This is a genomic window from Wenzhouxiangella sp. YN9, from assembly GCF_056324165.1.
In genome coordinates this window covers 1-22,410 of the sequence record NZ_JBJNIP010000091.1, presented here as the reverse complement: position 1 = coordinate 22,410, position 22,410 = coordinate 1, and the positions used below count along the sequence as shown (strand labels likewise).

The 22,410-nt window shown below is 59.0% G+C and carries 19 protein-coding genes; 7 read left to right on the top strand and 12 right to left on the bottom strand.

Annotated features, from left to right (window positions below; genetic code table 11):
* Positions 1–159: 159 nt before the first annotated feature.
* Both ACEWQ0_RS07350 and ACEWQ0_RS07345 read left to right on the top strand, forming a co-directional pair.
* Positions 160–378 (top strand): helix-turn-helix domain-containing protein, encoded by a 219-nt coding sequence (locus tag ACEWQ0_RS07350; RefSeq protein ID WP_476484963.1) that lies wholly within the window; start codon positions 160–162, stop codon positions 376–378.
* Positions 379–424: 46 nt separating this feature from the next.
* Positions 425–664 carry a hypothetical protein gene (locus ACEWQ0_RS07345; RefSeq protein ID WP_476484962.1) on the top strand — a complete coding sequence of 80 codons (240 nt, stop codon included), beginning with the start codon at positions 425–427 and terminating at the stop codon, positions 662–664.
* A gap of 33 nt (positions 665–697) precedes the next feature.
* On the opposite strand, the gene ACEWQ0_RS07340 is transcribed toward ACEWQ0_RS07345, so the two are convergent.
* The 3 genes from ACEWQ0_RS07340 to ACEWQ0_RS07330 are packed head-to-tail and all read right to left on the bottom strand — an operon-like array spanning position 698 to position 2,361.
* Positions 698–1,117 (bottom strand): putative toxin-antitoxin system toxin component, PIN family, encoded by a 420-nt coding sequence (locus ACEWQ0_RS07340; protein ID WP_476484961.1) that lies wholly within the window; start codon positions 1,115–1,117, stop codon positions 698–700.
* Entirely contained in the window at positions 1,107–1,358 is a 252-nt protein-coding gene (locus ACEWQ0_RS07335; protein ID WP_476484960.1) for a type II toxin-antitoxin system Phd/YefM family antitoxin, read from the bottom strand. The genes ACEWQ0_RS07340 and ACEWQ0_RS07335 overlap by 11 nt, the downstream gene beginning before the upstream one ends.
* Positions 1,359–1,404: 46 nt before the next feature.
* On the bottom strand, positions 1,405–2,361 hold the full coding sequence (locus tag ACEWQ0_RS07330; RefSeq protein ID WP_476484959.1) for an MBL fold metallo-hydrolase: 957 nt from the start codon (positions 2,359–2,361) through the stop codon (positions 1,405–1,407).
* A 256-nt stretch (positions 2,362–2,617) separates the two neighbouring features.
* Here ACEWQ0_RS07330 and ACEWQ0_RS07325 point away from each other — a divergent pair, with 256 nt between their 5' ends.
* Both ACEWQ0_RS07325 and ACEWQ0_RS07320 read left to right on the top strand, forming a co-directional pair.
* Positions 2,618–3,145: a hypothetical protein gene (locus ACEWQ0_RS07325; RefSeq protein WP_476484958.1), complete on the top strand. Its 528-nt coding sequence runs from the start codon at positions 2,618–2,620 to the stop codon at positions 3,143–3,145.
* Positions 3,146–3,211: 66 nt separating this feature from the next.
* Positions 3,212–4,165, top strand: a complete 954-nt coding sequence (locus ACEWQ0_RS07320) for a metallophosphoesterase (protein ID WP_476484957.1) — start codon at positions 3,212–3,214, stop codon at positions 4,163–4,165.
* On the opposite strand, the gene ACEWQ0_RS07315 is transcribed toward ACEWQ0_RS07320, so the two are convergent.
* On the bottom strand, positions 4,118–4,438 hold the full coding sequence (locus ACEWQ0_RS07315; RefSeq protein ID WP_476484956.1) for a nuclease-related domain-containing protein: 321 nt from the start codon (positions 4,436–4,438) through the stop codon (positions 4,118–4,120). The two genes, ACEWQ0_RS07320 and ACEWQ0_RS07315, sit on opposite strands and share 48 nt — an antisense overlap.
* A gap of 302 nt (positions 4,439–4,740) precedes the next feature.
* Here ACEWQ0_RS07315 and ACEWQ0_RS07310 point away from each other — a divergent pair, with 302 nt between their 5' ends.
* The gene (locus ACEWQ0_RS07310) at positions 4,741–5,286 is read left to right on the top strand and encodes a hypothetical protein (protein ID WP_476484955.1); all 546 of its coding nucleotides are present in this window, start codon (positions 4,741–4,743) and stop codon (positions 5,284–5,286) included.
* A 372-nt stretch (positions 5,287–5,658) separates the two neighbouring features.
* On the opposite strand, the gene ACEWQ0_RS07305 is transcribed toward ACEWQ0_RS07310, so the two are convergent.
* From ACEWQ0_RS07305 to ACEWQ0_RS07270, 8 genes are all read right to left on the bottom strand, one after another.
* On the bottom strand, positions 5,659–8,763 hold the full coding sequence (locus ACEWQ0_RS07305; RefSeq protein ID WP_476484954.1) for a type III restriction-modification system endonuclease: 3,105 nt from the start codon (positions 8,761–8,763) through the stop codon (positions 5,659–5,661).
* A gap of 115 nt (positions 8,764–8,878) precedes the next feature.
* On the bottom strand, positions 8,879–10,540 hold the full coding sequence (locus ACEWQ0_RS07300) for an RNA-binding domain-containing protein (RefSeq protein ID WP_476484953.1): 1,662 nt from the start codon (positions 10,538–10,540) through the stop codon (positions 8,879–8,881).
* Between the two features lie 2 nt (positions 10,541–10,542).
* Complete coding sequence (locus ACEWQ0_RS07295; protein WP_476484952.1) at positions 10,543–12,453, bottom strand: site-specific DNA-methyltransferase; 1,911 nt, start codon at positions 12,451–12,453, stop codon at positions 10,543–10,545.
* Positions 12,446–13,186, bottom strand: a complete 741-nt coding sequence (locus ACEWQ0_RS07290; protein ID WP_476484951.1) for a DUF4391 domain-containing protein — start codon at positions 13,184–13,186, stop codon at positions 12,446–12,448. The genes ACEWQ0_RS07295 and ACEWQ0_RS07290 overlap by 8 nt, the downstream gene beginning before the upstream one ends.
* The gene (locus ACEWQ0_RS07285) at positions 13,183–15,024 is read right to left on the bottom strand and encodes a GmrSD restriction endonuclease domain-containing protein (protein ID WP_476484950.1); all 1,842 of its coding nucleotides are present in this window, start codon (positions 15,022–15,024) and stop codon (positions 13,183–13,185) included. Before ACEWQ0_RS07285 ends, ACEWQ0_RS07290 begins: the two co-directional genes overlap by 4 nt.
* 36 nt (positions 15,025–15,060) lie before the next feature.
* A complete protein-coding gene (locus ACEWQ0_RS07280; protein WP_476484949.1) occupies positions 15,061–18,336 on the bottom strand; it encodes a helicase-related protein in 3,276 nt (1,091 codons plus the stop codon).
* 12 nt (positions 18,337–18,348) lie between these two features.
* The gene (locus ACEWQ0_RS07275; protein WP_476484948.1) at positions 18,349–19,218 is read right to left on the bottom strand and encodes an HNH endonuclease; all 870 of its coding nucleotides are present in this window, start codon (positions 19,216–19,218) and stop codon (positions 18,349–18,351) included.
* 64 nt (positions 19,219–19,282) lie between these two features.
* Positions 19,283–20,122 (bottom strand): nuclease-related domain-containing protein, encoded by an 840-nt coding sequence (locus ACEWQ0_RS07270; protein WP_476484947.1) that lies wholly within the window; start codon positions 20,120–20,122, stop codon positions 19,283–19,285.
* Positions 20,123–20,327: 205 nt separating this feature from the next.
* On the opposite strand from ACEWQ0_RS07270, the gene ACEWQ0_RS07265 reads away from it, so the two are divergent.
* Positions 20,328–22,187, top strand: a complete 1,860-nt coding sequence (locus ACEWQ0_RS07265; protein WP_476484946.1) for a DUF6884 domain-containing protein — start codon at positions 20,328–20,330, stop codon at positions 22,185–22,187.
* A 26-nt stretch (positions 22,188–22,213) separates the two neighbouring features.
* The coding region (locus ACEWQ0_RS07260; RefSeq protein ID WP_476484945.1) for a hypothetical protein at positions 22,214–22,410 on the top strand (197 nt) is incomplete at its 3' end.

Genomic DNA, 22,410 nt, shown 5'->3' with positions numbered 1-22,410 from the left:
GCGCGACCACCGCGCGACGAGCGCAATGGGCCGGCTCGACTTTCCCGTGCGGGACAATATGATTTGCTTTGCCGGCCGACGAGGCATATTTTACCGAGCAGTAAAAAATCAGGTCTGCTGTATGCAGACGCAATCGACTTGTCCCGAGCGGTAAAATCAATGAGCGCCCACCGCCAGTATCTTCCCCTGCACACGGCCACCGAGCTGGGGGCCGCCCTGCGCGCGCAGCGCAAGTCACAGGAATTGACGCTCGAACAGCTCTCGGGCCTGAGCGGACTGGGTATGCGCTTTCTGTCCGAGCTGGAGCGCGGCAAGGCCACGGCCGAACTGGGCAAGGCCCTGGAGTTGCCCGACTTCTGGGCCTGGACTGCTATCTGATCCCGCGCTCACAATCACCCGGCCCGGCCCGGATCGCCGCCTGGCCATGAACGTCGGCGGCGAAGCCGATCCAGGCCGTATCGGCGCCGAACACTGGCGCGCGCTGGCCGAGTCGGTCGGAATGCGGCCCCGCTTCGGGGCGAGGGAAATCAGCCGCCTGGTCGAGGCGATCCGGAATGTGTTGTCCGAAGTCCGGCAAGACCTGGAAGAAGAGCACGGCGACCTGCCGATGCTGCAGCAGCCGGAGCAGATCATCCGGACTCAGTTGCGCATCGCCGGGAGCTGAAGCGGCCCGGAGACCAATCGCTTTCTCGGCGGGTCAGCAGGCCAGCGACTCCAGGGCACAACCGGGGTCAAGTACGGGAATGCCTCGCCACGGATCAAGCACCAGCAAATCCTGATCGCCGCTGACAACCATGCGGGCGCCGCCATTCAGCGCGGTTTCCAGTACCTTGTCATCATCACGATCTCTGCAACCCATGACGCCACCTGAAATGCCGACCAGCGCCGAAACCGCGTCGATCTCGGCCAGAAATCGGGCTCGGCCCGCCCGGCTGACATAGCGATCAAATCGAGAGCGCATCAAGCGGGTGCAAAGCTCGGCTCGCGTGGCTTTGGAGAAAAGGAGAATCGCCCGGTGCTCGCAAATGTAATCAAACAGGCGCGCTGGTGTGCCGACAGGCGACAACGCGGCGCTGATCAGGACATTGCTGTCGAGCACCAGCCGGTCAACGGTCATCGGCGAGCAGTTCTGCCAGCTTCGCCTCGGTCAGCTCGTTGGAAGAAGCCTCCTCGCGCATGGCCTCCACGGTGGCTGCCAGACGATCCCAGGCCAGGCCCCGCAAGCGCTGATACTGTTCTTCGGACATCAACACCCCGGCGGGCCGCCCGCGCCGGGTCACGCGAACGGGAGAGAGCTGAGCCGACTCAAGCAGCTGCCCGAACTTGTTCTTGGCATCGCGTGCACTGATCTCTTTCATGTGACTATTGTAGCTACTTCGTCCACTTCGGGTCACCGTCTCGCACTCAGCTCCCGGCGGCCCGCGCCTTGCGCCGGCGCTTGTTGGCGGCAAAGGCGATGCCCTGGGCGTTGAGGTCGAGGTCCATCTTCAGCAGCGACCAGATATCGGCATCCTGGCCGAGCTGGCCGCGACCGTCGAGCAGGCCGGCAAAATAGTCGTAGACGCGAGGCAGGCAGTAGTCGGTCAGCGCCTCGTCGGGCAGGTCGCTGGCCTCGGCGTCGTCGCGCAGGCGCTCGGCAAAGTCCAGATGGCGGGTGAGCTGGCCGGCGGCAGTATCGACGTCGGTCACGGCGCCGAAATGGGTCAGATACAGGCGGCTGGGCTTTTCCTCGACCAGCCGGCGGATCGAATCACGCGCCAGATCGGGCTCGAAATCGGTCGGGCTGGTCGACGGAAAGGCGAAAGTGCCCTCGGCCTGCAGGGCCGGGTAGATCAATCCGAAGGCGTCGCCGGCAAAGATGGCGCCCGAAGCGCTGTCCTTGATGCAGAAGTGGTGATTGGCGTGGCCGCGGGTGTGCAGAAAACGCAGCTCGCGGCCGCCGAAGCGCAGCGTCTCGTCATCTTCCATCACCTTTACCCGCGCCTCGGCCACCGGCTCGATGCGGCCGTAGAGGCGCTCGAACTCCGCTTCGCCATAGACCGCCGAGGCACTGGCGACCAGCTTCGAAGGGTCGATCACGTGCGGCGCGGCGCGCGGATGGGCAATGACGGTCGCATTCGGACAGGCCTCCGCCAGCTTCGAGGTGCCCCCGGCGTGATCGAGGTGCACGTGCGTGATGATCAGGTAGTCCACCTGCTCGGGCGTGAGCCCCTGTTTCTCGAGCGCGGCCAGCAGCCGCGGCACCGCGTTATTGGTGTTGTTGTCCACGAAGGCAGCGCGATCGCCCTCGATAATCAGATAGGCGGCGGCCAGCTCGGACCGGTCGAGATAATGGGTATCGATGGTGTGAATGTTGTACATACAGACAGCCTACCACCCACACCTGATGGAGAAGCCAGCACCCGCGGCTCAACCGCTGGCCACACCGACGCAGACCGGTGTCGTGCCAACATGGTGTACAGAAACCTGCCCATGAATCGGTTGGACTGGCGAGAAAAGGCAGGTGTCAACGCCACGTCTTGTACTCCAGGCGGCCGCCGTTGGGGCGCACAGCCACTTCATCTTCGGGGGGGTGGCATAATCCTTATGGTGTGGGTGGGCATTCGATAGAGGGGATATGTCCAACAAGAAAGTCAGAAAGGAGCCGGTCTTTTCCGACTCCGAGCACCAGTCACCTGCGGAAGACACCGATGATTCATGGCTTCCGCCACGCGATGGCCTTGACCCGACATTGCGCCTGGCCGCCTTCGCCGTGATGTTCGTCTGCTCGGTGATCTTCATCGAGTGGGCCATTCAGAAGTACTTCAGCTATCGCGCCGTACAGGCCCTGAATGAAATAGTCACCGGCCTTGAAGAGTCCACCCAGGCGGCTACGCGGTCGCTGGAGAAGCAAGCCCGCGAAAGCGCAGCTCGACGACAGGCGGCAGCTGAAAAACGCCGAAAGCAAGCCGAGCGCAAGCGCCTGGCCCTGCGCGAGCAGCGCGCCAACACCAACCAGGGAAAATGGCTGAGCAAGAATTGTTCGGACTGGCGCCGGGCGCACAATGATATCGGCGGCCCGACGGCCGAGCGAGAGATGAAACGCCACTGCCGACTCTACCAAGATTATCTGGATACCGGGATTGCCGTGACCCCTGTCGAGTAGCATCCCGGCAACCGGCCGGACCGGCCTTCGTCAGACTTGAAAAGTTCAACACCCGGATACTGATATATGCAACGCAGACAACTTCCCGAAACCATCTTCATCGGCGACATCCATGGTCAGGCGTCGACCCTGCTGCGGCTGCTTGACAAGCTGGGCTGGAAGACGCGGGACGGGCGGCTTCGCGGCCCGGGTGGTGCTTCACTGGTGTTCGCCGGCGACCTGATCGACGGCGGTACAGAGAACCTGCGCGCCGTCGAGATCGTGCGCGAACTGGTCGAGCAGGGCGACGCCCTTTGCCTGATGGGCAACCACGAATACAACGCCATCCAGTTCCACAGCGAAGACCCGGATCGCCCGGGTCATTATCTGCGCGAACACTCGGAAAAGAACCGGGGGCAGCACAAAAAAGTGCTGAAAGAGCTCGAGAACCGCCCCGGCGACAAGGCCGACATGCTTGCCTGGTTCAAGACCCTGCCGCTGGCGGTCGAAGGCGAAGGCTGGCGATGCGTGCACGCCTGCTGGCATCCCGAAAGCCTTGCGGCCTTGCAGCGCCGCGGCCGGCAATGGTTCATTCCCGAGCACCGCTGGACGGCCGCAGCGCGTGAAGGCCAGCCCGAATACCAGGCCGTGGAACAACTGCTCAAGGGTCCGGAGTACGCGCTTCCCGCCGGCGCCACTTTCCGCGACAAGGACGACCATGTCAGGCGCCATGCACGCATCCGGTGGTGGGAGCCTGCGCCCGAGACGCTTGGCGAGGCCCTGCTGATTCCACCAGCCCAGTCGGGAATAGACCCCGAGATGGCCTACGGCAACCCGGACCACCCCGGCTACCCGACGGACGCGCCGCCGGTTTTCTTCGGACACTACTGGAAGAAAGGCGATCTCGAGCCCGAACGCCCCAACGCCGCCTGCGTCGACTACAGCGCAGGCCGGGGCCACAAGCTGGCTGCCTATCGTCTGGGTTCTGAAACATCACTGCGCGCTGAAAACTTCCGGGCCGCATCCGTTCAACCGACCTGAAAGGAGCCGGCTCGCCATCACAACACGCCCGAAGATGCGGCCGGTAAAGGTTCTGGTCTCAACGACCCAGATGCCCCGACCATCGAGCAGAGCATGATCAATCCGAGCAAGGCCACCGCGACCATCGGGCAGGATTACGTCGTGAAGCCCCAGGCAGGATCCAGCCTGTCGAAGACCACAGAATGGCAAGGAGCTCGGACGCACCAAGCGCCACAACCCCCTTTTTTGACTTTTCACCGAGTCGTATGGGCCGGAGTCCAGGCAGCGCCTCATTGACTCCCCATGCTGGCACCTAACCACACTGAACCGGAAGCTGAAAAGTCGCGCTGACGACACGATCTGTCGCCGTCCGACTTCAGGATAGCCCTCCACTTGATCTAAGGAGAAGCACCCCATGCAGGAGGGCAGCCGCGCAGTGCTCGAGGCCACTGGAGAGACAATCACCATACTCGCTGCGATCGGAGACCAGCGCTATCTGGTCAGATTGCCGCCACAGCAGCCGGGCCACAGGCCCCGGCACCAGGAGATTCGCGGCGACAGGCTCCGGTTTTCCAATCGATAGGAGGTAACTCTGAATGGACCACTTCGAAACGATCGTTTCAGACCTGCTGGAAGCTTCCGGCTACTGGGTACGGCGCTCTTTCAAGGTCGAGATGACCAAGGAAGAGAAGCGCAAGGTCGGGCGTCATTCGATTCCGCGGCCGGAAATCGACATCCTCGCCTACAAGCGCGAAACCGAGGAGCTGCTGGTCCTGGAAGCCAAGTCCTTCCTGGACTCGCCCGGCGTGAGCATGGACAGCCTGACCGAATCCCATGACGAACCGAAGGGCAAGTACAAGCTGTTCACCTGCGAGAACTATCGCCAGGTCGTGCTCGAGCGCCTGCGGCTAGAATTGCTGAGTCTGGGAATGATCTCGGACCAGACCAGCCTTCGGCTCGGGCTGGCCGCCGGCAAGGTCCACCGGCGGGAATCCGCGCAGCTCAGAGAGTTCATGGAATCCCGCGGCTGGTACTTCCTGTCTCCGGAGGACATCCGCGAGCAGGTCATGCGTTTCGCCGACATGGGCTACGAGAACAACCCCGCGATCATCACCGCGAAGATCCTGCTCAGGGAGACGTAGCCAGGACCGCCGCTCCGGCACAGCGATCAGCGGGACCCAATCCTTTCGGGCCGCTAGGGCGACAACGCCTTGCTGCGGGCAAGCCTGGCGGCCGCCGATGGCGCGCCGCCAGCATCTATTCCGGCGCCACCCGCCATGTTCCCCTCATTTCGTCGGTTGCATGAAGCCAACCGCCCCGGGATCGACCCGGCTTGTGCCGGCGCTCCTCGGCCAGCATTCGTGCGAGACGAACACGGTCGTCAATCCCCTCGATGCTGGCTGGCCCGCTCTTTCACTACGGCGAAGTCACTCGGTGCCAGGGTGTCCACCAAGGGGACAGAGTCTGGCCATTTGCCCTCGAAAAAGCGCCGAAACACGGCCCGAAGCCGCGCTTCAAAACCTGGCTTTTGGGCGCCCAACTAAGTCCATCAGCTTGGAGTAACTGTCAACGATGTCATATTCGACACGGTCCTGGGCAACACGTCGACTGATTTTTTTAAAGAATTTTCGGGCGCACTCGATCTTTGCCTTCTCTTCCTCACGCAGTTTCATCGACGACATCGTGCCCTTGGTTTCCGCCACAAAGTAGATGTGTCGGACGCTGCCAGCCTTGAAGGAAATCGCCCAGTCCGGGTTGTAGTCGCCCACTGGCGTCGGGATCAAGAAGCCACGGGGCAGCTTGGCGTAGACGACCACCTCGCTGCTTGTGTCCAGCTCTTTGACGAATTCCCGCTCCACATCAGAGTCGGTGATGGCGTAATCGTAGACGTGGTTCTTGAGCTTTTCCGTGGCGCGGGAGAAGTCCTGGCCAGTCTGGTTGGCGGTGAAAATGTCGGTGTCGTATCGATCATCAACCTCGTTGTAAGCCAGGCGCTCGATGACCATGGCGGCTTTCTGCTCGGCAATCAGGCGGGAGGCTTCCGCAATGAAGTGTTCCGGGTTCTTCCGAAACTGCTCGAAGACAGCCGCTTGCACCCGGCTGAAAATCGCCGCCGTGGTGTCTCGGGTGAGCCGGACGTTTTCCGCCACCTTGCCGATAAGATCATACTTCACAAGCGAATGGATCGACTCTCCGTGCTCGGTTGCGGTTTCCTGCAAGGCAAAACCAGTGCCTTCGCGGAGCTCTCCGTCGGTCAAGGCGCTTTGCTGCATACCGAGCTGTACGGTGTACTTTAGCGGAGTAACACGAAGGTTCTTATCCAGCGCGCTGACGCATTTCCTGATCAGTTCCGCTGAATCAAATTCCACCCGGTACACAGCCTTACGGTTGATGCGAGCCCACAGCTCCTGGAACTCCTTCTTCTCAAAATTCGCATTGAGCGGGTTGGTCTTGGGCTTGCGGCCGTCATCCACCTTCGGGAGCTGTGCGTCGCTGAAGACGCTGTCGATCAACTGAAAAACCTGCTCCGCATAGGGCTTCAGCTCTTCAGGTAACGCGGCTAGGGAGCCGGCGGCCTTCGCGTCGTGATAGGCGTCAGCGATCTGGTCGGCGTCGTCGGTGTAATCGTGCTTGACCAGGTAGCGATAGATCTGTTTCGCCATGGCAGCGGTGACTTCCACTGGTCCCTCATCGCTGGTGAGCAGCTTGCCAGTGAAATAGGCTTCAGTCGCCTGACGCGGCCGCGAAGATAGAGTTTCTGAAATTTCCTTCTGCAGGCCCGCCACAAAGTCGCGGTAACTTTCACTCGCCACCACCGTCAGCACATTGATATCGTGCACAACGGCAGGATGGTCCATGCGATCACCGTGCTGATCGACGCTCAGACGCAGCCCCCGGCCAACTTCCTGGCGGCGGGAAATGGTGTTGTCGCTGTGCTTGAGCATGCACATGACGAACACGTTCGGATTATCCCAGCCCTCGCGCAGCGCGGAATGGGAGAAAATGAACCGGGTCGGTTCGTCAAAGTCCAGCAGTCTCTCCTTATCCTTCAGGATCAGGTCGTAGGCGTCGACATCATCGGAATCGATGGATTTTTTTCCAACCGCAGGGTCCTTGAGCCGGTTTGTTTTCTTGTCGATCGAGAAGTAGCCATTGTGGGTTTTGGCTGGCTCGATCTTGTCCAGGTATTTCCGATACGCCTCGTTGTCGATCGCTAGCTCCGACAGGTACTCATCCCGGAGCAACGCGTATTCTTCCTCGAACACCCGTGCGTACTCGCCTTGCTCATCGTCCTGTTCGTAGTCGCGGTACTTCGCCACTTCATCAATGAAGAACAGCGACAGCACCTTAATTCCCTGGGCGAAAAGCTGCTTTTCCTTGTCCAGGTGCGCCTTGATGGTCTCGCGGATCTGGATGCGTCGGATGTCGCGCTCGGTGACATCGCCGCTGGCCTCGCCGGCCTTTAACACCTCCCCATTCGTGAACTCCACGGTATCGTTGACTGCATCGATCTGGCTGATGGTGAATCCCCGGTACTGATCCAGCTCCCCCGATTCGACGAACAGATCATCCCTGAAAGTCAGCCGCCGCAGCTGCCGTTTGATCTCTCCCGACCTCAGTTTCACCTCCATCTCGATCCGGGCCACTGGGGCCTGCTTCGATATGTCGATTCCCTCCAGATAGAGATAGGCATTGGTCCCGGCTAGGCCACGGGTCTGAATGCCCCGCACGGCGATCTTCTTCACCAGCTTCTGGTTGTAGGCGTCGAGCGCGTCCAGCCGGTGGACACGGTTATGCTGGGTCCGGTGCGTGGCCGAGTAGCGCAGGATGAACAGCGGCTTGAATTTCGGCAGGGCCTCCATGGTGGCCTTCCCCTCCATCTTCTGAGGCTCATCCAGAATGAGAATCGGGCGGTTGGAGGCGATCACGTCAATCGGCTTGCGGGACTGGAAATCGTCCAGTTCATCGTAAATCCGGCGGTTGTCCTTGCCGCGCGCATTGAACGCCTGGATGTTCATGATCATCACATTGATCCCGGCGTCCGAGGAAAAGCTCTCCACCTCGTGCAGGCGCTTGGAGTTATAAATGAAGAACCGCGCCTTTTTGCCGTAGCTCTCAGTGAAGTGGTCCGCGGTCACCTGGAAAGACTTGTACACCCCTTCACGAATGGCAATGGAAGGCACGATGATGATGAATTTCGACCAGCCATAGCGCTTGTTCATCTCGAATATGGACTTGATGTAGCAGTAGGTCTTCCCCGTGCCGGTTTCCATCTCCATATCGAGATGAACGCGGGTGGCGGCCAGTGCGTCCTTCTTGTAGGCCGCGGACGCCGCTACGCGCTCGCCCTTTTTATTGAAGGTCGTGAAGTCGGTCAATGACGACGATACCGGCAGGTTCTGCCGCCGCTGGACCTTCTGGATGTTTTCCAGGATCTGTGCCTCCGACAGCGCAATGTCGGCATTCTTGAACCCTTCCTCGAAGGCGCTGGCTTGCGTCGCGCGGCCCGGGTCGATACGGTAGCTCAGCCCCGAACTCATGGGCTGGCCGGCGAAACAATCGACCACATCGTTGACAGCATTGGTCTGGTAGGGCTGGAGCTTAAATTTGAACTTCATCACATTCTCTTTCTGCATTCTTTCTGCAAACTTCATCGGTCATGCATCTGCAGAAAGAATTAGATATCTGATAAATAGGCCTTTTTCAGTTAAATTTCTCAGAAATGACAGAGTCTCATTCTGCAAGCTTCCAGACTGGTTTTGTTTTCGGGCCATGATTTACGATTCGGCCTTGACGTCTCATCTTCGTCAGCAAGTTGCTGATTTTTGACTTTTTCTGATCCAGAGTGAGGACATCGCTGAGCTTCTCCAGGAGCAATTTATCAACCTCAGTTCTGCTGGCTTGCCCAAACTTCTCAAGATAGTCAGTCAGCAGCTTGGCGTAGAACTCGTCGTCTTGGGCACGGGTACGAATGTAATCCGCTTTTCCGGAGGTGGCTTTGGCGACGAAAGCCGACACGTGGAAATTCGGCTTTCTGCCCTCAATCAGTCCTGCCCGCCTCAGGCGGGTGATTGCCTCATCGGGTATCTGGAGCTTCTTCTGCACACGGTCAAGAGCCAATACATCCGGCAGCGGCAAGTCCGTTTTCTCTATCAGCATTCGGCTATAAGCTGGATCGACCACCCTGCCGTGAATCGTGAGTCTGACCAGATCAGGTTCTTCGAGATCGTAATCTGGTAGCGGAAAGAACCGTTGGCGCTGGCGGCGGTAGATGTCGAGAATTCCGTAGCCCATGTGGTCGATCATGTTGAGCTCGGTCATAGCCTGGGCCAAGAACGGGTTCCGGTAGCGCCGGGGAACGCGCTGCTCAAGAACATAATCTTCCGGCTCACCTTCGTAAAAGGCGCCCTCGCTTTCCAAGATTAGGCAATCCGGGCGCTCAATCACCACAATTCGGCCAGCTCGCGTGTAATCTTGGTGGGCTAAGCAATTGTGCAGAGCCTCCAGGACGACCTTCTGATCGTATTTTGCCACCTCGTGCGCAAGTAACTCATTTTCGGGCAGCACACGGAGCTGCACATTTCGAATGCGACCGTAGACTTGCGAAGTGGACAACAGAAAAGGTGGCCCAAAATGCTCGTAGGCCCGCTCCTCAGAATCGAGCTTCCAGGTAATCTCGGCTGGGTGAGGGTTCAGACGCCAGGCTGACTCAGGTTTGCCAAGGAGGAGAAGAGTTGTTCGGGTAATTTGGCCATTCTGGGTCACCTTAGCTCGGTCCAGTAGGAGACTATCCTCCCAATGCGCAATCTCTTCGGCGGCGAATCTATTGGCATGCTTGGCCGCAAATCGCTTGCGCGCCACACTCAAGGCAGCTTGGTCGAGATCTTCCAGAGTTGCACCCGGCACGACTTGTGCTGTCCAGTCTGACGCAAGAGTTTGGGAACGGATCTCGTCCAGCTTGTCCTGGGCAAGCGCGACCAAACTTTCCCCCGCTCTTCCATAGTAGTGGCCGTTCCAGCCAATCGCGATGCCGCGTGGAGCAGCGGGGATCTCAAAGAGAACGACTCGACCGTCAGGATGTTCGAGCTCGAATATTTCCCGGAACGTAAGACTGCCCGTGCCATCCAGAACGCTTGTCTTGTCCGCCTGCAAACGATCAGCGTTCTGCTTATACGTCGTCCCACATACCCGGCGGGTCTTGTTGTCCACGCCAAAAATGAGCCAGCCACGTTCAAGCCCTCTGAGATTTGCTTCATTGGACAGCGCAGAGACGTACTTACCCAGCTCATTGCTGGAAAACCCGTCTCCGCCACGTTTGAATTCAACAACTTCGCTCTCCCAATCGTCCAGCAGCTGCCCCAGAAGAGCCAATAGCGTTGCATCATCTGCCGTCATGGTCAGATCGACTTGACTTCAGTTGTGGGTGAAAGCTGGCGGAAGACCTGCTCGACGTTGATTTTCACTGCGTCCGAGACGAAACCGTTATCGCGGAAGACGACTCGCAGGGGCTGATGGCCGGCCAGCTCTTTCACCAGCTCTTCCGTGATGCCCTTGTCGAAGCAGGCGACCAGGGCGTTGTCGTCGACGAAAAACACAGTCTTTCCCTGGACGGTCTCGCGGCGGATGGGCAGGGTCAGGTCCACGCCCCAATCGACCAGCACTTGGAACAGCAAGTCCTCGGCGGTGCGGTCTTCCTTCACGTTATCGACCATATCGAGCAGGTCGGACTGTTTCAGCTCGTCGGGGCGGTAGTAGATGTCCTTCATGTTCGAAGTGTCTACCTTGAGCACCCGGAAGCCGACATCGCGGTTCCAGTCGGGGTGGCACTCACCTTCCAGTATTTTCTTGCCTGCGCGACGGATGCGTTCCTTCGAAAGTTCGGCAATATTTCGCGATACTCCGAGCTTGTCACAGAGTTCGGCGGCAGCACCTTGCGCAGAATTTTCACGATCAAGCTCTTCCGGTAGCTGGACCAAAATAAATTTCCGCGACATTCCATCTGCCGCGCACTGTTTAAAGACCGACTCTGCGGTAGTTCCTGATCCAGAAAAGAAATCCAAAATAGTGTCGCCCTTCTCCGTCAGCTGCTCGACGAACAATTGAATTAGCGCCGAAGGTTTTGGGAACGTGAAGGCAACACCCCCCATCAGCCCGTTCAACTCTCTGGTTCCATCCGCAGTACTAAAGCCATTCAACACAGACGAAATATTCTTAAAGAGGCTCTTAATCTCGTTTAGGAACAACTTGTGGCGCGGCCTCCCGCCAGCACTCGATGGGAAAAGGATTCGGCCATCCTCGATCTTCAGATTCATTGTCGCAGGTTCATAGCGCCATCCTTTTGGAGGGCAGCCATAATTTATACCTGTCTCGGGATCGATAAGGTCATAGTGAAGGTTCGGCCTCGCCTCTTTAGTAGCGAGACCGGTCAAATCTGCTGATCGCCAAGGTCCGCGCGGGTCATTATCCGGGTTGGAAAACTTATCGAAGTCCTTCTCGGCGCCACGAAATCGCGCCGCGTCGCTACGAGCGTAGCAGACGATGTACTCATGGTCAGTCGAAACGCCAGTAGTGGCTCGTGTATCTTCACTGACGCGGGACTTCCAGACAAACTGGGCTATGAAATTCTCCCTACCAAATATTTCGTCGCAGATATTTCGCAGATTGCTTACCTCTTCATCGTCGATGCTTATTGCAATTACACCGTCCTCCGTCAGCAAATGTTTCGCCAAACGGAGCCTTGGATACATCATCGAAAGCCAATCAGAATGGAAACGGCCATTGGCAGTTGTATTTGCTACCAGCCGATTGCCATCTGGGTCACGCTGAAGGGACTCCTCAAGATACTTGTTCGAACCTTGCGTGAATCGATCATCATAAACAAAATCATTTCCCGTATTGTAAGGCGGGTCAATGTAGATCACCTTCACTGCACCAAGGTACGTTTCAAGCAGCAGCTTCAACGCGTCTGCATTGTCGCCCTCAATGAACAGATTCTTGGTTTCTCCGAAGTTTACGCTCTCGCTCTTCACTGGCCGGAGCGTTTTCCCCACTGGTGCGTTTGACACAATGAGCGCTTCTTTCTTTCCGGGCCAATTCAGAAGGTATCGCTCCTGCCCACCCTCTACCAAGTAATCGCTCAACTCCTGTCGAAGCTGATCAAAGTCCACCGCCAGACGCAGCTTGCCGGTCGCCTCATCACGCGCCTCGGTCACGCAGCCAGGGAACAGCTCGCGAATCTTCGCAATGTTGTCCTGGCTCAGATCAGGGCTGTGCATCTTCAACTTGTCGAGGGTCGGTTCTTCAGCCATGTTGCTCTTTTCCTTCAATGGTTGTTTCTCGCAAGGTATCGAGTTCCGCCTTCAGTGTTCGTAGCTGGCGGTTAAGCTCGACCTTGCGGTTGAATTGTTTTACTCGCTGAATACGGGCCTCCAGCCGCCGGCACTCGCGTTGCTTTGCGGTGATGCGGCTGTGACGCGCCATTAGCGCCGTCATGGACTCGCCCGGGCGAGCCTGGATGGGGAGCAGCTCGCGCAGTAGTTGCTCATAAAGACGCGGCAAATCCAGCGCCACCGGCAGTGGTGCCCGGGGTGTATCCGCTGGCAGCCAGTCGGTGGCGAAGTAGTCGTCGATCACCCATTTGCTGGCATCGGCCTCGCTGGCCCGCTTGTAGGTGGCCACTACCCGAATGGCATCACGCGGCGCGCCGTCCTCGCGGCTGCTGGTCAGCTCGAAGATCAACGGAAAACCGATGGCGCGGTCGATGCACTTCAATACCTCAACCGGCAAGTCATCGCTCACCCCGGCCGGCTTCAGCGCCACACGAAATATCTGAATCTCCGGCACCGCCTTGTTGCCTTTCAGATTTAGCGTTTCCTGCGCCAGCTTGTATTCCCAGGTGATTCGGGCCACCTGGGTGGTAAGCTGATCGCGCACGCGCCGACCCGGCGCACCGGACACCACGATGCGATTCTTGGGCACCACCCGGCCCACTCGCGCGCGCTCGGGGTAGTCTATGAGTGCTGGGTGCCCCGCTTCAGTCATTCGGCGAACTGCTCCAAGGCTTCGGTGTCGTACTCTTCCTTCTCGGAAGCCTGGTTGACCTGCTTGCCCATGGCTTTTTCGATCAGTGCGGCAAGGCGGCGTCGGCGATCTTCGATAAAATGCTTGAACTCGTCGGCACGGAGTAATTTCGGGGCAATGGCATGGCTGGTCAATAAGGCATCCATCTCGTCGTCGCCCAGGCCTACCTGCTTTTCCTGCTGAATTTTCGGTAGATACTGGGACGGTGCATCGCCGCCGATCTTGCGATTGGCCTTGTAGGAAATGGGCGTCTTGTTGAGGATGCTGTCGTACTCATCCTTGGAAATACCCTGATTCTCGCACCAGTTGCGCGGGAAAATATGGTGGATGTCCAGGGCAATCTCGTTTGCGTCCAGCTCACGGATGGTGGCCTTCCAGAACCAGTCCTTCGAGCCTTCGCGAAGCACCAGAATATTGATGCCCTTGTAGGCGGCGCTTAGGCGCGAACGCAGCGTATCGAATCGATCCGGCTGGAAACTGGCATCGCGCACGGTCCGTGGCAGCGCGTCATCCTCTTCAAACCAGCGCAGCAGTTCTTCGTAGTCATTGGCCATGCGGGTTTCCACAGCTCCGCCGTAGAGTTCGCCCAGCACCCCGCACCAGTACCAGCGCGCCAGCTTGTCGTAGATGCGGGGTTCCAGCCAGCGATCCCCCAGGCGGGCCAGCACGGCAGCCAGGGGCACCAGTTGCGTACTGTAAGGCAGCTCCCGACGGCTATAGAAGCACTCCTTGCGCAGGAATCGGCCGACCAGCTTGAACCCGGCCTCCAGATCGTCCGCCCACTGCTGCCAGGCCGATAGGGGTAGTTGGAGAACATCCGCACGTTTGGCGCTAACTGGCCGAACCTGCTTGCCCGCTTTGCCTGCGGCGACGTCCGCCTGGCGCTGCTCATGGGTATGCAGCAGGCTAATGGCCTGGAGAAATTCGGTGGCTTCCGTGCCTTTGAGCAAGCCGTCCTGCTCAATCCGTGCCTTGCGCGATTCGACGTTGCGAACTTTCGAGCCGAACCAGTCATCACGCAGGTTGTAGCCATCAGCGGCATAGCTGGCCGTAATGAGCTCGAAGACGGATAGCTGGACACCGCCCGTGTTTACTTTTTCGAATACCAGGCAAACCGCTTCTTTTGATGTGTCTTTCTTCAACAGAATGACGGGAAGGTCGTAATCCCGAAAGCGAAGAAGAACCTCCTTTCGAAAGTCCTTATAAACACCGAAGTTTTCGGGCGCAACGTCGTGAAGCACAGTTTCCCAGTCATCAGCATCAAAAATGCAGTTGCAAGGGAAGTAGAGTTGCTGGCACTCTAGCTCACGGGTTGATAAGTCTAGATCCACATCACGTCCAAAATTGCTGCGAATCTGTCGATTTTCATCAACAGCGACTATTGCTTCATCTAACGCATGTGGCATTTCCACCGCCTTGCGAATATCAAAGTAATAGAAGCGTTTGATCTTTTTACCTTTGGCTGTCGTGGTGCTTACGGGCGCATCCAACCCAAGAGCCTGGGTGAGCGTGGTGAGGCGTTGCTGACCATCGAGGATCAACTTCTCCGGCTCCTGCCCCTTCGGTATTTGACCTTCCAAGCCCTCTACCGGTCTTGTCTCGAACCGCACCTCGCCACCTGCCTCCAGCAGCATGACGGCGCCAATAGGAAATGATCTAGCAATGCTAACCAACAGATCGCGAATGTGGTCGTCATCCCACACCCATCCGCGCTGAAAGTCCGGCAACTGAATATCGCCTTTTAGGATCTCTTCCAAAAGACTTTTCAAAGGCAATTTTGTACTTTCAAAGGTTGTCATTCTCTCTCCCTATTTCCGTATTCATCCATCACGTATTCAATGAATTCTTTGGACCACTACAAAAGACAGCAGCTCGAAGTCATCAAGCCCGGCAATTGGGCTGGTGAGTGCGCTGGTGCGCGAGCCGCTGAATAGGCTGTCCAGATCCTTTTCGTCCTGCACCTGAATGATGCTGCGGATGGCCTGGTCCAGCAGGTCGGAATAAAAGCCCATGTTGCGGCCGTCGTCGGTGGCCTTGTTGAAGGGCTGGCAAACTGCCTGGATCGGCTCGGCGCGCCCTCGGCAGGCGGCGCGGGCGAGGTCCAGCAGAGATTTCACTTCGGTATGGTTGGCGATGATCTCCCCGTCATTGGCGATGTAGACCAGGTAGAATGGGTGCAAGCGGTTCTGCTGCTGGATGTTGACCGCATGGTTGCGGTTGCGCAGGGTGAAGATCACCCCCGGCACCAGGCCACGATCGGGGTCCGCCGGGACCACGGCGTGCAGTCCGCTGGGCAGATTGGCCAGCTCGCCATGGGATTTGATGTAGTTGAGCAGGTCCATGCGGAAATCGTTGAGCCCGAGGTCGGTGATGGAAACGCCGGTCTTGACGTCTTCCATGTCGATCACCTCTTCCTGCAGGCGGCGGAGCTGCTCCTTGCGGTAGGCGATTTCACTGGCTTCGGTATCGAGCAGATTGTCGTCTCCCGTCGCCGTGGCATCGACAATAACCATGCGACTTTCGACCCGCTCCTTGAGGTTGATGTACTCATCCAGGGTGATGTCGGGCCAGTAGTTGACCAGCTGGATGCTGGCGTTGGGGGAGCCGATACGGTCGATCCGCCCGAAGCGCTGGATGATGCGCACCGGGTTCCAATGAATGTCGTAGTTGATCAGGTAGTCGCAGTCCTGAAGGTTTTGCCCTTCGGAAATGCAGTCGGTGGCGATCAGAAGGTCGATCTCGTTGGGCTCGTCCGGCAGGACATGGTGTTTGTCCTTCGCTTTGGGTGCGAATAGCGTCAGCAGGGATTGAAAGTCATAGCCCCTGCCGAGGGTTGACTTGGGCGCATCGGAGCCGGTGACGATGGCGCTGTGCATGCAGTGCGTTTCGAGAATTTCGGGCACCAGATTCCTATACAGGTAATACGCGGTATCTGCGAAAGCCGTAAAGATGACCACTTTGCGATTTTCGGGATTAATTGGCGCGTTGATCTTATCGTTGATGTGTGCCTTGATGTGTTGCAGCTTGGTGTCGTCATCCGGCGTGACTTTCCGCATCTCGGCCAGCAACGCCTGAATAATTTCGAGATCCCCCTCAAGGTCCCGCTCCCAGGACGGAAGATCCATGTCGGCCAGGCTGATGCGCACCTTCCCGCCGATGGAATCATCGTCTGCAATCAAGAGTTCTTCGTCCTCCGGTTCCGCGTCCGCAAAACCGGCCGTGACATCCGCAAAACCGATATCGCGGCCCGTTTTCTTGTAGGTCGCGATTTTCTCCAAGGTGCGGGTGTGGTTGTCCTGGAGTTTTTGCAGGGTGATACGGAATGCTTCCACCGAGCTTTCCAGGCGCTTGAGCAGGTTGGTGGTCATCAACGCTTGCAGGCTGCGTTCCCGATCTGCCTGTTTCAGTCGCCCCCCACCGCTGGACACCTCGGTATCGTATAGCGCCTCGTACTTGGCCAACCGGCTGCGCAGTATGTAATTCACCGGCGCATAGACCGCGAGCTTAACCATGGAGAGCTGGGCGTAGATGTCGTTGAACCCGATCACGTCCCGGCGCTCGGTCAATGGCGGGTGAAAAGCCAGCGGTTTGCGGCGCTCCGGGAAGGTGCCGATCTCTGTCGTGTCGTAGAACTGCTCGATGTGCTTCCTGGAGCGGGCAATGGTAACGCTGTCCAGCAATTCGAAGAAATCAAAGTCCAGCGCGTCCAGAATGGCGTCTGCCGTGCGCTCATCCGGTGGCAACCGAGACCAAGCGTTAAAGGCGGTCTGGGCGCGGCGGAAGATTTCTTCGATATCTGTTTCGGTGCGCAGCTTGGCGCTGAGTGCATCGGACTCGCCTTCATAGGCCAGCGCGAGCTGGTTTCGCAAATCGGTGAACCGGTTGTTGACCGGCGTTGCGGAGAGCATCAGGACCTTTGTCTTGACCCCTTCGCGGATTACCTTGTTCATCAACTTTTGGTAGCGGGTCTCCCGATCCTTGAAGACGTCGTTGTTGCGGAAATTGTGTGATTCATCGATTACGACTAGATCATAATTACCCCAGTTGACGCGATCCAGGCGGGTGCCAAAGGACTCTCCGCTGGTGCGCTGAAGGTCCGTATGGCAGAGCACCTCGTAGTTGAAGCGATCCTTCGCCAGTGGATTGGTAGTGAGATTCCGGTTGTAGTTGAGCCAGTTGTCCGCCAGCTTCTTGGGGCAGAGCACCAGCACAGAACGATTGCGCAGTTCGTAGTACTTGATGACCGCCAGCGCCGTGAACGTTTTTCCCAGGCCCACGCTGTCGGCCAAGATGCAGCCGTTGTAGGTTTCCAGCTTGTTGATGATGCCCGTGGCCCCGTCCCGCTGAAAGCTGTAGAGCTTGTTCCAGATGAGGCTGTCCTGATAGCCGGTGCGGTCGTTGGGCAGCACGTCCTCGCTGATGTCTTCCAGAAATTCGTTGAAGATGTTGTAGAGCATCAGGAAGTAGATTCGCTCGGGCGAATTCTCCTGGTACACGGAGGCAATGTGGTCGCAAAGCCGCTCGGTAACATCCTCGATTTTTTCGGGGTCGCTCCAGATCTGGTCGAACAATTGCAGGAAATTAGCCGTGTAGGCAGGGTCGTCAAACCGATTGACGAAGTTCGAGACCGCGTCGCCTTGTTGATAGCCCAGATCCACGGCGGTAAAGCCATGAAGGGGCTGGTAGACAGCTTTTGATTGGCCGGTTTCAACGCAAGCAAACTGCTGCATCGGCGCTTTGCTGCGATTGGAGCGAAAAACGGCCTTGCGCCGCATCCAGTCCGCGCACTCCCGGGCGATGGCACGCTGGGTCAACCTGTTCTTGAGCTGGATCTCGAACTCGCTGCCGTAGAAGCTGCGCTCCCGCTCCGCCTTCGGAATATGAAACTCGCGGCGGACCTTGCGACCGGTGTCCTTAATTGCCTCATCAGGGACGAAAGTGGGGGACGTGAAGATGAACTCCAGGCACTCCAAAGATTCGAGCTGGTCCTTCAGCTCTGCGAAGGCGTAGATGGAAAAACAGGAAGCGGCGATCTTCAATTTGGAGCCGTTCGTGAGCGCCCCCTTCAAATCATCACCCAGCAAGTCATTGATATTGTCGATCAACTTCATGGGAGCCAGCGCCTATCGCTTGTAGACATGGTCGCGGTGCCACGCCAGGTAGCCCGGATGCGGGCGGAAAGCCGGGCGGTCGGGAGTGAGCAGCCGCCGCTCGGGCCGAATCAGCCGGTCCATGTCGTCCGGCAGGCCGTGCGGGGAGGTGAGAATACTGCCATCGTCGCCAAAACTGATGAGCCCCCGGTCGAACATCCAGTGAACTGTACCAGACAGCGCGATGCCGTTCCGAACGGTGTCCGGACCGTTGTGCTCTACCGGCATGATGTGGGCGGCCTGCACTTCGGGGCGGCCGCCGCCGTTGACCAAGCGGAGGCCCGAAACGGCGCAGCGCAGGTCGTAGGCCTGGCGAACCAGGCGTCGGAATGAGGGGTCGCGGACGTTTCGGTTGAGGAAGGTTTCGACGGTGGTTCGCTCGGGCGGGGACTGGGCAACGAGGTTGTCGGCCTCCTCATCGAATACGTCCGAGGCGATTCCCGCTTGGAGAATGGCCCAGAATTCTTCGTCCGGTAGCCCTCGCACAGCTCGGCCGAACGCCCCCTTGTTGGTGGCGCCGTCGGGGCGGCGGAGCAATGATTCATAGTAGTGCTGCCCGTCACGGAATGGGACGGGGTTGGGAAACTCGAAGTAGCCCTGTACGTCAGCGTAGTAGTGGTTGGGCCGGTGTGGGTCCTGGCGGACGCCGGTAACCATGGCCGTGGCGAAATAGACCTGACGGCCGCCCGGCTGATTTGCACTCGACCGGCGGGGCTCGTAGTACACGATCCAGTCGCCCACACAGCGCTCCACCTGGCGCAGATAGGTGCGCGGAAAGTGGTAGTGCCGCTCGGGAAGGTCGTCGTACTCCGGAACGACTCTTGTGGTGAATACGCCCTTCATGGCCCCTTGTTTCTCATCGTCCCCGTACGCTTTGCAGTGAACGGCTCACGCGGTCGCGCCTGTCTCACTCGGGGAGTGGCCGCTTGCGGGCTGCTCGCCAGAACGACCGGCGCTCCCGTTCCAGTTCTCCTTCCTGGGCACGAATGTATCTGCTGAGGTGGTAGCTCAGCAAATTCACGGTTTCGGCGTCAAGCCTGGGTGTAGCCTTGATCAGAAACTTGGGCAGGGCCTTGGGGTTCAGCACCCAGATCTTAGCGCGGGCGCTGGCGGAATCTTTGATATACCAGCCCGGGAAGACGACGACAGGGCGGACTTCGGGTGCAGCCCCGGTGCTTTCCTCCAGTAACGCCTTCAGCCAGGCCGCTTGGGCCTTGGCCTGGATCACCGGCCTGCGGTCTGCCGCGCTGTCCAGCGCCTGGATATCGGTTCCGTTGAAGTGAATGACCGCCTCGCCGCGGGCTGGCTTGCTCCACGTCTTGGTTTCTATGGTGAACACGCCGCCGGGACCAATCGCCACGTGGTCTAGGTTGAAGCCATCTGCAACAATGTCATGGAATACCTTGTAGCCCTGCTCACGCAGTCCTTCGAGGTACTGTCCAACGGCCCGCTCACCGTCCGCGCCCTGGCGTAGTTTGCGAACAACCGGCAAGATCTTCAGAAGTCGGTAGATCACGAAGCCGATGGCGAGGACAAGGGCGCCTGTCCAAAGCAAAGGTTGAGGAGGCTGCCCAGTTAGATGGGCGTGCCACTGAACAATGCAGACCATCAGCACCCCAGCGACTAAGAATGCTGGCAGGAGCAGATAGTCGTCGAACAGCGCTCTTCGCTGTTCGTCCAGGGACTGGCCGGGTGTGCGGACCGGCTTGGATTTCAGCGGTGATTTTCTGGGCTCCCGACGGGCCATCGTTTCCCCACATCTCTGCCACTTACCGTGGAATCATAGACCGGGTGACCCGGTGTCAGTGAGGGAATTCCGTGAGCGATTTCGCAGATTGCCCCTGTTTCTCCGCGCATGTTGGTTGCCGAGACGCGCCCGGCCTGACGGATCCTCAGTCAGGCGCTCCGCCAGGCAATTGAGCCCGTGCACCTGCCCGGCTAGACTGAGCGGCATGCCGAACAAGGGGAAGACTGTCGTCCTGATCGCCTGCTCCAGCCGGAAACTGGACAGGCCTGTTCGTGCCCGAGATCTATATGAGGGAACGCTGTTTCGGGCTTCTCTGGACTGGGCAGAGTCCCAGAAGCCCGACGAGATCTGCATTCTTTCGGCCAAGTACGGGCTGGTGGATCTCGAACAGGTGATCGAGCCCTACGATCTGACGCTGAACGCGCTGCCAATCGACCGGGTAAGGGCCTGGGCAGAGCGGGTTTTCGAGCAGATGGGGCGCCGATTCGATCCGGCTCAGGATCATTTCGTGTTTCTGGCCGGGGAGAAGTATCGACGCTTTCTGGTGTCGCGGCTGTCTCATGTCGACGTGCCGCTGGCCGGTCTGCCGATCGGTAAGCAGGTGAGCTGGCTGCAGAACGCGGTCCATCGGGATCCGGCGTCCGGCGCTGACGACGACACAGCCCGGGCCTGCCAGGCGCTGCATGATCTGGCCAACTCGCTGCCGCGCCATCGCTTTCCGCTGGATGCCTCGCGCATTCCCGCCAACGGGCTCTACATCCTCTTCGAGCGGGGCGAGCGCGCTCACGGCGGGGATCGCATCGTGCGCATCGGCACACATACCGGTGACGGCAATCTGCCGAAGCGGCTTCGTGAGCATTTCGAGGTCGAGAACAAGGACCGCAGCATCTTCCGCAAGAACATCGGGCGGGCGATGCTCGCGGCCGAGGGGAGTGCGCTGCTGGAGCAATGGAACCGGGATCTGACTTCCAGGGCGGCGCGGGAACGTTACGGGGAGCAGTTGGATCGGACCGCACTGGGCGAGGTGGAGGCACGGGTGAGCGACTACATGCGCGATCGCTTCGATTTCGCCGTGCTGGAGGTACCGGATCGGGAGGAACGCCTGCGGCTGGAACGGGGCTCGATCGGTACGGTGGCGCACTGCTCCGAGTGCCACCCATCGCGGAAGTGGCTCGGCAATCAGTCGCCGATCGTCGCCATCAGGGAATGCGGTTTGTGGCAGACCCAGCATCTGTCCGGGGCACCGATGGCGGCCGCGGAGATCCCGAAGTCGAAAACGGAGGGGCGCATGACGCCGAATAGGCCTTCTCCCGTGCGCAAGGTAAGAGCACCTGTCGATCGCAGTCCGGCCAAGGGCAAGTATGCGCCTCTGGGCAACTACCTGAGATCCGCGCCGGATGCCGTGAATCTGTCGTTTGCCGAGCTGGAGAGGATTCTGGGTGCGCCGTTGCCGGCCTCGGCTCGGGACTATCGGCCCTGGTGGGCCAATCATGATGGCGCCAACAAGAGCCCCCAGAGCCGCGCCTGGCAGGATGCCGGGTTTCGGGTCGATTCGGTGCGGTTGGGGCAGAACGGGGGCGTTCGCTTCCTGCGCTCTGGCGCCGGCTCGACCGATAAGGCGCGGTCTCGTTCGGCGCCGGACGAGGATGGGCCTTCCGAGACGCACGGTGGTCGGACGCGAGCGTTCGAGTGGTCGGTACGGGGAGATGCCGTCATGATCGAAAGCGAATCGGGCGTCAGCCACGACTATTCCATGAAGGAGATCATGCTCGTCCTTCGCCTGCTGCACGCGCACTTCCGAAACAACTGGTTCCCGCTGGCCAACAACGTCGAGAAGCTCTATCACGGTACCGAACGCTACGGTCTGGGTGGCGCCATCCACCAGCAGAAGCCCGGCGACACGCTGCACGCCCAGGGGGCCAGTTACCTGGGCGTGGTGCTGGAAGAGGCCGACATTCTCGAGTGGAACGGCAAGGCGCGGAACATTCAGTGGCGGATTGTCCGGATGCCAAGCAGCTCGGAGGAGCTGCGGGCATGGGTTGCCAAGGGTTCCGGTGCGGCATGAACCCACATCCGGTCGTGCATTGATCAATGCTCGCGCTGTTCAGAATGCTCGGAATCGTGATCGGAGGGCTGTTCGTGGGGATTATTGAACGACAATTACTTTGGCCGGTCGGCGACAACTATTTTGGCCGGTTGCCACTAAGCTTGGCCGTTTGTTCACTGCACCCGGAAAGGGGTTTTGGATGGCGGCCACCGAGCAACAGGTCAAAGTATTCATGGACGAG

Excerpts from the sequence above, each read along its gene's own strand:
- ACEWQ0_RS07350 (WP_476484963.1), top strand. The coding sequence starts at position 160 with ATGAGCGCCCACCGCCAGTATCTTCCCCTGCACACGGCCACCGAGCTG.
- ACEWQ0_RS07345 (WP_476484962.1), top strand. The coding sequence starts at position 425 with ATGAACGTCGGCGGCGAAGCCGATCCAGGCCGTATCGGCGCCGAACAC.
- ACEWQ0_RS07340 (WP_476484961.1), bottom strand. The coding sequence starts at position 1,117 with ATGACCGTTGACCGGCTGGTGCTCGACAGCAATGTCCTGATCAGCGCC.
- ACEWQ0_RS07335 (WP_476484960.1), bottom strand. The coding sequence starts at position 1,358 with ATGAAAGAGATCAGTGCACGCGATGCCAAGAACAAGTTCGGGCAGCTG.
- ACEWQ0_RS07330 (WP_476484959.1), bottom strand. The coding sequence starts at position 2,361 with ATGTACAACATTCACACCATCGATACCCATTATCTCGACCGGTCCGAG.
- ACEWQ0_RS07325 (WP_476484958.1), top strand. The coding sequence starts at position 2,618 with ATGTCCAACAAGAAAGTCAGAAAGGAGCCGGTCTTTTCCGACTCCGAG.
- ACEWQ0_RS07320 (WP_476484957.1), top strand. The coding sequence starts at position 3,212 with ATGCAACGCAGACAACTTCCCGAAACCATCTTCATCGGCGACATCCAT.
- ACEWQ0_RS07315 (WP_476484956.1), bottom strand. The coding sequence starts at position 4,438 with ATGAGGCGCTGCCTGGACTCCGGCCCATACGACTCGGTGAAAAGTCAA.
- ACEWQ0_RS07310 (WP_476484955.1), top strand. The coding sequence starts at position 4,741 with ATGGACCACTTCGAAACGATCGTTTCAGACCTGCTGGAAGCTTCCGGC.
- ACEWQ0_RS07305 (WP_476484954.1), bottom strand. The coding sequence starts at position 8,763 with ATGAAGTTCAAATTTAAGCTCCAGCCCTACCAGACCAATGCTGTCAAC.
- ACEWQ0_RS07300 (WP_476484953.1), bottom strand. The coding sequence starts at position 10,540 with ATGACGGCAGATGATGCAACGCTATTGGCTCTTCTGGGGCAGCTGCTG.
- ACEWQ0_RS07295 (WP_476484952.1), bottom strand. The coding sequence starts at position 12,453 with ATGGCTGAAGAACCGACCCTCGACAAGTTGAAGATGCACAGCCCTGAT.
- ACEWQ0_RS07290 (WP_476484951.1), bottom strand. The coding sequence starts at position 13,186 with ATGACTGAAGCGGGGCACCCAGCACTCATAGACTACCCCGAGCGCGCG.
- ACEWQ0_RS07285 (WP_476484950.1), bottom strand. The coding sequence starts at position 15,024 with ATGACAACCTTTGAAAGTACAAAATTGCCTTTGAAAAGTCTTTTGGAA.
- ACEWQ0_RS07280 (WP_476484949.1), bottom strand. The coding sequence starts at position 18,336 with ATGAAGTTGATCGACAATATCAATGACTTGCTGGGTGATGATTTGAAG.
- ACEWQ0_RS07275 (WP_476484948.1), bottom strand. The coding sequence starts at position 19,218 with ATGAAGGGCGTATTCACCACAAGAGTCGTTCCGGAGTACGACGACCTT.
- ACEWQ0_RS07270 (WP_476484947.1), bottom strand. The coding sequence starts at position 20,122 with ATGGCCCGTCGGGAGCCCAGAAAATCACCGCTGAAATCCAAGCCGGTC.
- ACEWQ0_RS07265 (WP_476484946.1), top strand. The coding sequence starts at position 20,328 with ATGCCGAACAAGGGGAAGACTGTCGTCCTGATCGCCTGCTCCAGCCGG.